The organism is Streptococcus sp. 20925_1_69 (assembly GCF_041432365.1).
Classification (GTDB): Bacteria; Bacillota; Bacilli; order Lactobacillales; family Streptococcaceae; genus Streptococcus.
The window spans coordinates 185,839-198,390 of the sequence record NZ_JAPVZL010000002.1 but is presented as its reverse complement, the minus strand read 5'-3'; the positions used below and the strand labels follow the sequence as shown (position 1 = coordinate 198,390).

At 31.8% G+C, this 12,552-nt stretch carries 11 protein-coding genes; all 11 read left to right on the top strand.

Translation table 11 applies throughout. The annotated features are described in order from the left end of the window. The first annotated feature begins 299 nt into the window (after positions 1-299). The 11 genes from O3601_RS02345 (at position 300) to O3601_RS02295 (ending at position 11,898) form a co-directional block, all read left to right on the top strand. Positions 300-1,745, top strand: a complete 1,446-nt coding sequence (locus O3601_RS02345) for an LCP family protein (RefSeq protein WP_261070492.1) — start codon at positions 300-302, stop codon at positions 1,743-1,745. Position 1,746: 1 nt separating this feature from the next. Next, entirely contained in the window at positions 1,747-2,478 is a 732-nt protein-coding gene (gene cps4B / locus O3601_RS02340) for a capsular polysaccharide biosynthesis protein Cps4B (RefSeq protein WP_000565324.1), read from the top strand. Positions 2,479-2,486: 8 nt separating this feature from the next. Further along, entirely contained in the window at positions 2,487-3,179 is a 693-nt protein-coding gene (cpsC, locus tag O3601_RS02335; RefSeq protein WP_261068121.1) for a capsular polysaccharide biosynthesis protein CpsC, read from the top strand. Between the two features lie 9 nt (positions 3,180-3,188). Further along, the gene (locus O3601_RS02330) at positions 3,189-3,854 is read left to right on the top strand and encodes a tyrosine-protein kinase (protein WP_261070493.1); all 666 of its coding nucleotides are present in this window, start codon (positions 3,189-3,191) and stop codon (positions 3,852-3,854) included. A 140-nt stretch (positions 3,855-3,994) separates the two neighbouring features. Continuing rightward, positions 3,995-5,131: a glycosyltransferase family 4 protein gene (locus O3601_RS02325; RefSeq protein ID WP_261022368.1), complete on the top strand. Its 1,137-nt coding sequence runs from the start codon at positions 3,995-3,997 to the stop codon at positions 5,129-5,131. Beyond that, positions 5,124-5,675, top strand: a complete 552-nt coding sequence (locus tag O3601_RS02320) for an acyltransferase (RefSeq protein WP_261022384.1) — start codon at positions 5,124-5,126, stop codon at positions 5,673-5,675. The genes O3601_RS02325 and O3601_RS02320 overlap by 8 nt, the downstream gene beginning before the upstream one ends. Continuing rightward, complete coding sequence (locus O3601_RS02315; RefSeq protein ID WP_261070494.1) at positions 5,672-6,826, top strand: glycosyltransferase family 4 protein; 1,155 nt, start codon at positions 5,672-5,674, stop codon at positions 6,824-6,826. Before O3601_RS02320 ends, O3601_RS02315 begins: the two co-directional genes overlap by 4 nt. Positions 6,827-6,943: 117 nt before the next feature. Further along, entirely contained in the window at positions 6,944-8,248 is a 1,305-nt protein-coding gene (locus O3601_RS02310) for an oligosaccharide repeat unit polymerase (RefSeq protein ID WP_261022400.1), read from the top strand. Positions 8,249-8,330: 82 nt separating this feature from the next. After that, positions 8,331-9,500, top strand: coding sequence for an oligosaccharide flippase family protein (locus O3601_RS02305; RefSeq protein WP_261022414.1), 1,170 nt, complete (start codon positions 8,331-8,333; stop codon positions 9,498-9,500). 67 nt (positions 9,501-9,567) lie between these two features. After that, complete coding sequence (gla, locus tag O3601_RS02300) at positions 9,568-10,638, top strand: UDP-glucuronate 4-epimerase Gla (RefSeq protein WP_261022428.1); 1,071 nt, start codon at positions 9,568-9,570, stop codon at positions 10,636-10,638. Positions 10,639-10,665: 27 nt separating this feature from the next. After that, positions 10,666-11,898: a nucleotide sugar dehydrogenase gene (locus O3601_RS02295; protein WP_261022442.1), complete on the top strand. Its 1,233-nt coding sequence runs from the start codon at positions 10,666-10,668 to the stop codon at positions 11,896-11,898. Positions 11,899-12,552: the final 654 nt, after the last annotated feature.

The following is a 12,552-nucleotide window of genomic DNA, read 5'->3' as shown; positions in this document are numbered from 1 at the left end:
ATTGAAAACTGAGAAATGATTTGTTTTGTGCTAAAATAGATTGAAACTAATACTTAATAAAAATCAAAGAGTAACTGAGAAGTTAGCTCAAAGTACAGCTTTGAGGTGGTAGATAGAACTGACGAAGTCAGTCACATATAGCAGGGTGAAACTGACTTACTTTGAAGAGATTTTCGAAGAGTATAAGTGCTTATGATGTCCAAATAACCTATATCTAAGAATGTTTATAAACTCGCTAAATGTAGAATTTATCGTAAAAAAGTGATATAATAGTAACATTAAATGTATAGGTGTTAATCATGAGTAGATGTTTTAAAAAATCACGTTCACAGAAAGTGAAGCGAAGTGTTAATATAGTTTTGTTGACTATTTATTTATTGTTAGTTGGTTTTTTATTGTTCTTAATCTTTAAGTACAATATACTTGCTTTCAGGCACATTAATATAGTGGTCGCAGTTTTTGCCGTGATGGTTGCTGTGACTGCTGCATTATTAATAATCTATAAAAAAGCAGAAAAGTTCACGATTTTCTTTTTGACACTAGCTGTTTTAGTGAGTTCTGTTTCTTTATTTACTCTGCAGCAATTTATAGGCTTTACAAGTCATATTAATGCAACTTCAAATTATTCAGAGTATTCTCTCAGTGTCGTCGTTTTAAAGGATAGCGATATCAATAATGTTGCCCAATTATCTAGTGTTATGGGACCAACAGGTACGGATAATGAGAATATTCAAAAGCTAATCTCTGATATTAAGACGAGTCAAAATAAGGATTTGACGGTTGATAAAAGTACTTCTTACTTGTCAACTTATAAAAGTTTGATTTCTGGAGAGGCCAAAGCCATTGTCTTAAATAGTGTATTTGAGAATATTATTGAAGCAGAGTATCCAGATTATGCTTCTAAAATTAAGAAAATTTACACTAAAAAAATGACCAAGGATGTTGAGACCCCTAAGGTATCTAAAGATCGCTTCTTTAATATCTATGTCAGTGGTATTGATACTTACGGTGCCATTAGTTCAGTTTCGCGCTCAGATGTCAATATTCTGATGACGGTCAATAGGGATACGAAGAGAATCCTTCTTACAACAACTCCACGAGATTCATATGTTCCTATTGCTGATGGTGGAAACAATCAAAAGGATAAATTGACTCATGCTGGTATATACGGGGTTGATTCATCTATTCATACCTTAGAGAACCTTTATGGAGTAGATATTAATTATTATGTTCGTTTGAATTTTACCTCATTTTTGAAATTGATTGACTTGTTGGGAGGGGTAGATGTTCATAACGATCAAGAGTTTTCAGCTCTACATGGGAAGTTCCATTTTCCAGTGGGAAATGTCCATCTAGACTCTGAGCAAGCTCTAGGTTTTGTGCGTGAACGCTACTCACTAGCCGATGGAGATCGTGACCGTGGTCGGAATCAACAAAAGGTCATTGTAGCAATCATTCAGAAGTTAACTTCTACAGAATCCTTGAAAAACTATAGTAGTATTCTTCAAGGATTGCAGGATTCTCTTCAAACAAATATGCCGATTGAGACTATGATGGATCTAGTGAATACTCAGTTGGAAAGTGGAGGAAATTATAAAGTAAATTCTCAAGATTTAAAAGGGACAGGTCGGATGGATCTTCCTTCTTATGCAATGCCAGACAGTAACCTCTATATGATGGAAATAGATGAGAGTAGTTTAGCTACAGTCAAGGCAGCTATACAGGATGTGATGGAGGGTAGATGAAATGATAGACATCCATTCGCATATCGTTTTTGATGTAGATGATGGGCCAAAGTCGATAGAGGATAGCAAGGCACTTTTAAGAGAAGCTTATAATCAAGGGGTTCGAATGATTGTGTCTACTTCACATCGTCGAAAAGGAATGTTTGAAACTCCAGAAGAAAAAATTGCAACAAATTTTATTAAGGTTCGTGAAATTGCAAAAGAAGTAGCAGATGATTTAGTCATTGCTTATGGCGCAGAGATATACTATACTTCGGATGTTCTAGAAAAGCTAGAAAAAAAAGAAATTCCTACCCTTAATGATAGCCGTTATGCTTTGATTGAGTTTAGCATGCATACTCCCTATCGTGAGATTCATACGGGATTGAGTAATATTTTGATGTTGGGAATCACACCAGTAATTGCTCATATTGAACGTTATGATGCTTTAGAGAATAATGAAAAACGCGTTCGCGAACTGATTGATATGGGTTGCTATACTCAGATAAATAGTTATCATGTTTTAAAACCTAAGCTCTTTGGTGAAAGATATAAATTTATGAAAAAGAGAGCTCGGTATTTTTTGGAACGTGATTTAGTTCATGTAGTTGCAAGTGACATGCACAATTTAGACAGTAGACCTCCATATATGGAACAGGCATACGATATAATTGCTAAGAAATATGGAGCGAAAAAAGCGAAGGAACTTTTTGTAGAAAATCCCAGAAAAATTATAATGGATCAATTAATTTAGGAGAAAATATGAAAGATCAAAACACTTTGGAAATCGATGTATTTCAACTATTCAGAACTTTATGGAAAAGAAAGTTAGTCATTTTATTAGTGGCAATTATAACTTCTTCAGTTGCTTTTGCCTACAGTACTTTTGTTATCAAACCTGAGTTTACTAGTACGACTCGGATTTATGTAGTTAACCGTAATCAAGGAGAGAAGTCTGGTTTAACAAATCAAGACTTGCAGGCAGGATCGTACTTGGTTAAAGACTATCGTGAAATTATCCTATCGCAGGATGTTTTGGAGAAAGTTGTTTCTGATTTAAAACTAGATTTGACGCCAAAAGGTTTGGCTAATAAAATTAAAGTGACAGTACCAGTTGATACCCGAATTGTCTCTATTTCAGTTAATGATCGAGTTCCTGAAGAGGCAAGCCGTATCGCTAACTCTTTGAGAGAAGTAGCTGCTCAAAAAATTATCAGTATTACTCGTGTTTCTGATGTGACAACACTGGAGGAGGCAAGACCGGCGGTATCACCGTCTTCGCCAAATATTAAACGCAATACACTAATTGGTTTTTTGGCAGGGGTGATTGGAACCAGTGTTATAGTTCTTCTTCTTGAACTTTTGGACACTCGTGTAAAACGTCCGGAAGATATCGAAGATGCACTGCAGATCACACTTTTAGGAGTTGTACCAAACTTGGATAAGTTGAAATAGGAGAGAGAGATGCCGACATTAGAAATAGCACAAAAAAAACTGGAGTTCATTAAGAAGACAGAAGAATATTACAATGCCTTGTGTACAAATATACAGTTGAGCGGAGATAAACTAAAAGTGATTTCCGTTACTTCTGTTAACCCTGGGGAAGGAAAATCAACTACTTCCATAAATATAGCATGGTCGTTTGCGCGTGCAGGCTATAAAACTCTTTTGATCGATGGAGATATTCGAAATTCGGTTATGTCAGGAGTTTTTAAATCTCGTGAAAAAATTACAGGGCTAACAGAATTTTTATCTGGGACAACTGATTTATCTCACGGTTTATGCGATACAAATATTGAAAATTTATTTGTAGTTCAATCGGGATCTGTATCACCAAACCCTGCGGCCTTGTTACAAAGTAAAAATTTTAATGATATGATTGAAACCTTGCGTAAATATTTTGATTATATCATTGTTGATACAGCACCTATTGGATTTGTTATTGATGCAGCAATTATCACTCAAAAGTGTGATGCGTCCATTTTGGTAACAGCAACAGGTGAGACGAATAAACGTGATGTCCAAAAAGCGAAACAACAATTAGCACAAACAGGGAAACTGTTCCTAGGAGTTATTTTAAATAAATTAAATATCTCAGTAGATAAGTATGGAGCCTACGGTCGTAAATAGTTTGTAAGTTTTGTATATGTATATAACTTTAAAGTGTTACAATTTGGAAACAATTAATTATAGAGAATTACTATTTTAAAAATGATAATTGTAAAGGATAATGGGGTAACGGTTAATTATATTTTAGGAAGATTATTTTGATGAATTTACAAAAGAAAAAAATTATGTTAATAACTAATCATGACGATGACATCTATTGTTTTCGAAAAGAAGTTATAGAGTCACTAGTTGAGTATGGGTATGAAGTGCTAGTGTCATGTCCTTATGGAGATAAGATAGAGTTGATGAAGTCTATTCAATTTGAGTATGAAGATATTACTATTGATAGAAGAGGAATAAACCCTTTAAAAGATATTCGTCTATTTCTTAGTTATATAAGATTATTGAGAAAACATAGACCGGATGTAGTCTTAACATATACCGTGAAACCAAATGTATATGCTAGTTTAGCTGCAACAATTTTAGGAATAAAATATATAAATAACGTAACAGGTTTAGGTAGTGTCTTAACAATGGGTTCTTGTGTAAGAAGCCTGGTGTTATTACTGTTTAGAATTTCTTTTAGGAAATCAAATTGTGTTTTTTTTCAAAATGAATATAATATGAAAATGTTAAAAACTCTTGGCTTGATTTCGGGCGACTCTAAGCTGATACCTGGGTCAGGAGTGAACATTGAAAGGTATCCTGTACAACAGTATCCAAATGGTGGAAATGGAATTCAAGGAGAAACAATCGTTTTTAATTATATTGGTAGGATATTAAAAGAAAAAGGTATAGATACTTATCTGGCTGCTGCCCAAATTATTAAAAGTCGATATCCCAAAACAGAGTTTAATATTATTGGCTTTATAGAACCGACAGAGAGTCATTATGAACTTAAAATTCGTGACTTAGAAAAAAAAGGAATCGTTTATTATTTGGGGCAACAAAAAGATGTGATACCTCATATTACCCGTTCCCATGCAATTATCCATCCCAGTGTGTATGGTGAGGGAATGAGCAATGTATTACTAGAAAACGCTAGTTCAGGACGTGTTTTAATTACGACAGATAATCCAGGTTGTAAAGAAATTGTTAAAGATAGAGAGACAGGCTATATATTTCAAGGGGGAAATGTTGAGGAACTAGTCTCTATATTGGAAGTTTTTTTAGGTCTAGAAAATGAAAAACGAAAAGAGATGGGGATTCAAGGGAGAATGTATATAGAGCAATATTTTTCTCGTCAAATTGTTATAGATGCTTATTTAGATAAAATAAAAGGAGTTTTAGATGAATAGGATTATAAAAAATATTGTTGGTTTACTTCGTGCAAATATTTGCTTGATATTATTAAAAATGTGTCGAAACAAAGATCTTACTTTTCATTATTTTTTAAAATTTGGAAAGAATGTAACTGTCGAACAGGAATCTAATGCTAAATTAATCTTAGGAAAAAAGATTAGAGTAAACACCGGGGGAGTATTGAAAGTTAGAAAAGGAGCAAAACTCAAGATTTCTGATGATGTATTTTTAAATAATAATTGTATGATAGCTTGTCGTGAATACATAGATATTAAGCCTGGAGTAAAATGTGGTCCTGGAGTACTTATATATGATCATGACTATGATGTTAGTGTTCCAGGTGGATTGAAAGCAAAAAAATTTAAGACGGCCCCAGTTATGATTGGAGAAAATGTTTGGATTGGAGCTAACAGCATTGTCTTAAAGGGAGTGAGTATTGGTGATAATAGTGTGGTTGCAGCAGGAAGTGTTGTAACAAAGGATATTCCAGCTGATACTATATTTATTCAGAAACGTTTATCAAGGGAGATGAAATTATGAAAGTATTTATAGCGACTGAATTTAGATGTACAATCTATAAAAATGAAATATATTTAAAACCGAAAGCTTATTTTATTTATGAGCGCTATGCTAAAGCATTTGGAGAGATTGTACTATGTAGTCGTTATGAGAAGGTGGAATCATACCCTGAAGGATATCATAAAGCGAATTTTATTAATAAATTTATCCCTATAGAAGGGCTACCTCAGGTTTTATTTGGTCAAAATAAAAATAAGATTATTGAAGGAATGATTGATAGCGACTTAATAGTTGTTCGTATTCCATCGATAATTGGATCAAAAACTGCAGATTACGCATTGAAGATAGGGAAGCCGTATCTGGCAGAAGTGATGGGGGATGCTTGGGATTCTTACTGGTATCATAGTTTAAAGGGAAAATTATTAGCTCCGTATATATACGCTAAAACTAAATCAATTGTAAAAAATGCTAATTATTGCATATACGTAACAGAAAAATATTTACAAGATAGATATCCTAATATTAAATCTAATATCTCTGCTTCGAATGTTAACATTACGTCTGTAGAGAATAGCTCTTTGGAGAATCGCCTTTATAAGTTGAAAAAATTTAATCCTCAAAAAATTTCAATAATGACAACAGCGTCTGTGAATGTACGAGCCAAGGGCCATAGGTTTGTACTGGAAGCAATGAAGAGATTAGAAATACAAGGTATTTTGTTGGATTATTATTTAGCAGGTGATGGTGATCAAAGTTTCTTAAAAAAGAAAGCAGAGGAATTGGGAGTAGCGAATAGAGTCCATTTTTTAGGAGAATTGACTACATCACAAATTTATGAGTATTTGGATAAAGTTGATTTATATATACAACCAAGTCTACAAGAAGGATTGCCTCGTGCGGTAATTGAAGCTATGAGCCGTGCTTGCCCTTGCATAGGGTCTAATAAAGCAGGAATTCCAGAGTTACTGGGGCCACGTTGTTTATTTACTCCATCCTCTTCACAAGCGATTGCAGAATCTATTATAGATTTTATTAGTATGAATAAGGAAAAGATGGTGATAAAACAGTTTGAATCCTCAAAAAAATTCCTTTCGAATGTATTAAATAAACGCAGAAGTGATTATTTTGCTAAAATTAGAAGAGAATTAAATAATTCTGATGGTTTAGATTAAAATGCGATGAAAAATCTATTTTTAATATATTGAACGAGCTGTAGGAACTAATTACATAGCCAATCAAATTTTTGAATACGCATTACGTTTAAATTATTAGTTAAAGGAAAAAAGTAAATGAAGTTTAGTCTACAATCAAATGATATAAAAAATAAAGTGATACTTCTAGTATGTGTAGTTTTTTCAGGGGCTTTAATTTTATGCAGTGAAAATAATGATGTTATAATTCCATTATTTTCAATGATTTTTTTAAGTTTTATGTCAATGATAATTGTGCAATTTAATATTTTTCATCCCTATGTGTGGTATAGTAGCTTCTTTACTATTTATTCTATTTCTTACCCTCTACTCTATAGAATGGAATATATAAACTACGGATACACAAAGGATTTAATATTTATGCAGTGGTTGGCTTTGGCAACTCTGTTGTTAACTCTGCCTTCTAAGTCCATCGTGTTAGACCAAAGGAAAATAAAACTAAATAACAAAAACTATTTATTATTTTTCAATAATATAAATACGTTTATCACAACAGTAGCAATTATATATCTATTAGGAAGTGGTTTTAGAAATAAAGGGGAAATATATTCAGGTGCCAATATTGTGATAATGTTAGTATTTTCTTTGGTGTATTTTATGATTCTCATTCATACATATCAGCTATTTATACAGTTGAGTACTAAAAAATGGAGATTGCTAAATTATAATACTAACACAGCGATAGTTATCTGTCTTTTTTCTATCGTTACAGGGGAAAGAGATTATATGTTTACTTTATTCCTCCTTGATGTGATTATATTCTTTTACTTTCACAAAATAAAACGTTTTCATCTTGTAATGTTAGTTCCGCTTGCGGCACTACTGATTCCGTTATCTGCAGTTTTTAAATATACTTTATTAAGTGGGCAAGTTTCATCTATAAATATAAATAATATTTGGTTTGATTTGCTAGATGGTGAGTTTGTATCAGCTAGTCGTAATTTACAGATTCTTATATCACATAATATGGGAAATTATTTCGAAGGTCGTTCTTTTTTTAATGACATAGTAAGAATTTTTTATAATACGGGGTATTCTAATCAAACTTGGTTTATGGACACCTTTTTTCCAAACGTACATTCAACCAAATATGGTTTTACTCTTGTGGGAGAGGGATATTTGAATGGAGGATACTTTGGAATTGTAATGATTTTTATGCTAACAGGCTTTTTGATGAGATTTCTTTATATAAACGCTCAAAGAAATATATACGGGATGCTGATATATCTGTATATGATACCTATTTTTATTTATTCTACTCGTGCTGATTTTGCTAACATATTATCTCCATTGCTTAAATATGCTATATTGGGAACATTGGTTATTGTTTTTATCGATAGAATGGTGTTGATATCACCATTGGATGAAATGGGTGGTGAGTAGTTTATTCAAAAAGTTGGGGTATACTTTTTGATACTATAATTTAAAATTTACTGTTATAAAATTTAACAAACGGAGAAAATAAGTGAGACTATCTAAGAAATATTGGTTTGCTTTAACGAGTAAATTTTTGTTAATATTATTAACACTTTTATCCTCAATTATAATTAATAGGGGATTAGGTGTTGAAAAAAAAGGAGATTATGCCTATGTAATGAACTTAGTAGAAATTTTTTATATTTTAGGTGGAGTTGGTTTAGGTCAGGCTTACTCAACCTTTAAAAGGAATCATTCTAATGAGTATCAGAATAAATTTGTTGTTTTAACTTTTATTCAAGGATTATTGTTTGGAATAATAGGTTTAATAATAGTTTTAGCTGATGTTCCGATAGATTATGGTGGGGTAATAATAGTTTTGTCCAGTCTATCTATTATGAGAACAAATCTTACTATGATTGCAGTAATAGAAAATAGTATAAAGAGGAACAAGATTGTATTAGGAGTAAGTGTAGTATATTCCATTATGCTAGTATTGTTGTTACTATTTCATTTAGTTTCTATAGAGATGGTATTTTTGGTATATGCTATTAATGAATTTTTACGTATCATTTTATTTCTATACTATTACAATATGTTCCCAATTTTTGAACATATTAGTATTAAAGAATTTTTCACTATATATAAGTTTGGATTTCTTTCTATGATTCTTACTCTATTGATTACATTTAATTATAGTATTGATATCATAATGTTGAAGCAAATGTCTAGTAGTTATAATGTGGGTATATACAGTGTCGCAGTTACGTTTTCTAATATGTTTTTGATGGTTCCGGACTCATTTAAAGAGGTTTTATTTGGTGACTCGGCTAAAAGAACGTTTGAGAAAAATAAAGCAATAAATGCAATAAAAGTATCATTTCTATTTATGATTTTATTAATTATTGGATTTCTTTCTTTTGGAGAATTTGCTATTACGCTCCTTTATGGTTCCAGTTATATAAAGGCATTTCCTATAACATTAGTCATTTTTTTAGGAAGCTTATCGCTGATTTTCTTTAAAATTTTACAACCAATCTATATATCTCAGGGCAAACAGAGTGTAGCTATAAAAATTTTATCTGTTTCGGCTTTGATAAATATAAGTTTAAACTGGTACTTAATTCCTAACTACCAAATTACAGGAGCTGCGATAGCATCAGCAATCTCTTATACTGTATGTGGTTTGTTTTTTATTATAGATTATCTTAGAAATTGATTATAATAGGCGTTAAAGAATTTGTATCAGTGGATGAAAATATAAAAATAACAAGAGGTATTATAATATGAGAGGAAAAACAATTCTAATTACAGGAGTAGCTGGTTTTATTGGATCAAATCTAGTTAGGAAATTAATGGAATTAGAAGGAACGATGACAATCATTGGTTTGGATAATTTGAATGATTACTATGATGTTGCACTTAAAGATTATCGATTGCTTCAACTTAATAAGCTAATTCAAGATTATCCAGAAAAAAGTTGGATATTTATTAAGGGTGATATTGCAGATAAAATGCTTATTAATAAGATTTTTAAGCGTTATCATCCTCAGATTGTTGTTAATTTAGCTGCCCAGGCAGGAGTACGCTACTCTATTACAAACCCAGATGTATATATAGAAAGTAATATCGTTGGTTTTCATAATGTATTAGAAGCATGTCGTCATTCGTATGAGATATATGATGGTGGTGTGGAACATTTAGTCTATGCATCTTCCTCATCGGTATATGGTGGAAATAAAAAAATCCCGTTTGCAACAGAAGATAAGGTAGACAATCCTATTTCACTATATGCTGCTACTAAAAAAACAAATGAACTCCAAGCGCATGCTTATTCAAAGATTTACAATATTCCTTCTACAGGCTTACGCTTTTTTACAGTTTACGGTCCTGCTGGGCGCCCAGATATGGCTTATTTTGGATTTACAGATAAATTGCGAAGTGGTTCCGATATTGAAATTTATAATCATGGTAATTGTAAACGAGATTTTACTTATATAGATGATATCGTTGAGGGGATAGTAAGGGTCATGCAATCGGCTCCGAAGAAACTAGTGGGATCTGATAATTTACCGTTAGCCCCATATAAAGTGTACAATATTGGGAATAGTAAACCAGAAAATTTGTTAGATTTTGTGGATGTTCTTCAACAGGAGCTAATCAAGGCAGGTGTTTTGCCGGAAAATTATGATTTTGATAGTCATAAAAAATTAGTTCCTATGCAACCAGGTGATGTTGCTGTTACTTATGCAGATACAAGTGATTTAGAGAGAGATTTTGGTTTTAAACCAAAAACTTCTTTACGAGAAGGTTTGAGAAAATTTGCAGAGTGGTATAAGGACTACTACAATGTATAATGCGAGTGTTTTGAGAAAGGAAAAATTATGAAAATAGCAGTAGCAGGTACAGGATATGTTGGATTATCTATTGCGATTTTACTGGCTCAACATCATCAAGTTGTTGCTGTAGATATCATTCCTGAGAAAGTTGAGTTAATCAATAAAAAGAAGTCCCCTATCCAAGATGATTATATAGAAAAATATTTTGCAGAAAAAGAATTGAATCTTGTGGCTACATTGAATGCAGAAGAAGCATATAAGGATGCGGATTTTATAGTTATTGCAGCTCCAACTAATTATGATCCGAAAAAGAATTTCTTCGATACATCTTCAGTCGAGGCTGTCATTGAAGAAGTTATGAAATATAATTCTGATGCCATTATAATAATCAAAAGTACTGTTCCTGTTGGATATACAAAATCAGTACGGAAGAAATTTCTTACAGACAATATTATGTTTAGTCCTGAGTTTTTACGGGAGTCAAAAGCGTTATATGATAACCTATATCCGAGTCGAATTATTATAGGTACAGATAAAGATGATAAAGATTTGGTAAAGTCTGCTGAAATTTTTGTAAAAATGCTTCAGGAAGGCGCATTGAAAGAAAATATTGAAACATTGTATATGGATTTTACAGAAGCTGAAGCAGTAAAACTTTTTGCTAATACCTATCTTGCTCTCCGGGTTTCCTATTTTAACGAGTTAGATACTTATTCTGAGATGAAAGGACTGGATACTCAAGCGATTATTGCTGGAGTTTGTTTAGATCCGAGAATTGGTTCTCACTACAATAATCCTTCTTTTGGTTATGGAGGTTACTGTCTTCCTAAAGATACCAAGCAACTTCTTGCAAATTATTCTGACGTTCCACAAGAAATGATAACAGCTATAGTACAAAGTAATCGGACAAGAAAAGATTATATTGCAGATCGTATTTTAGATCTTGCTGGAGCTTATATGGGCAATGATTTCTATAAACCAGATAAAGAAAGAGAGATCATTATAGGAATTTATCGTTTAACAATGAAAAGTAATTCAGATAATTTTAGACAATCTTCTATTCAAGGTGTTATGAAGCGTTTGAAAGCAAAAGGTGTCACTATTATTATTTACGAACCGACTCTTGAAAGTGGTACTACTTTCTTTGGTAGTCAAGTAGTTAATGATTTTGAAATGTTTAAGAAAGCTAGTCAAGTGATTGTTGCAAATCGTTTTGATGAAACTTTAGAAGATGTGAAGGGTAAAGTTTACACTAGGGATATTTTTAAGAGAGATTAAATCAATTTGTATATTTCTAGTACCTTATAATCTATATCATTTGAATAATAGAATAGTTGAAACTTATATAAACAACTTATATAAAACAATAAAGATATTTCTAAATTCTCGCTCGCAATCAGTGAAGTAAATATACTTCTTTTGTCAGTAGAGATTGATTTAATAGGATAGAGTTGCATATATTCTTTTGCAGTGAGATGATAATGATGGCAGTATTTTTTAAAGATGTACTTATTGAAGAGAATACTGATGAAGAAAAATAACATATTTTATCTATTTTAAATGGTGAGTATGACTTATCTGATGATGTAAGTCGTAGATTACGACGACTGAATGAGGAAAGTAATCGCTTGGAAGTGTTTGTTAAGTAGACGCACTCACTTGTCTAGTTCGTATTCTGTTAATTAATTGAAATCAATAAGTATCTCATTGTCATTTTTTACGATATGGTGAAATTATGCCTCTTACACAGTTATTTGAAACATCCATAGAAATTGATTTTTAATTGTATGAAAACAAAGTAGAATTCGCTTATTTCATTTTATGCCAAATGTAATATGAAATAAGTGAATTTTTATAGATAAAGAAGAGTTTACCAATTAAGATAGAATGATTTTTCTAGTCTAATAAAAGAGGCAGATAATAAACTCCAAA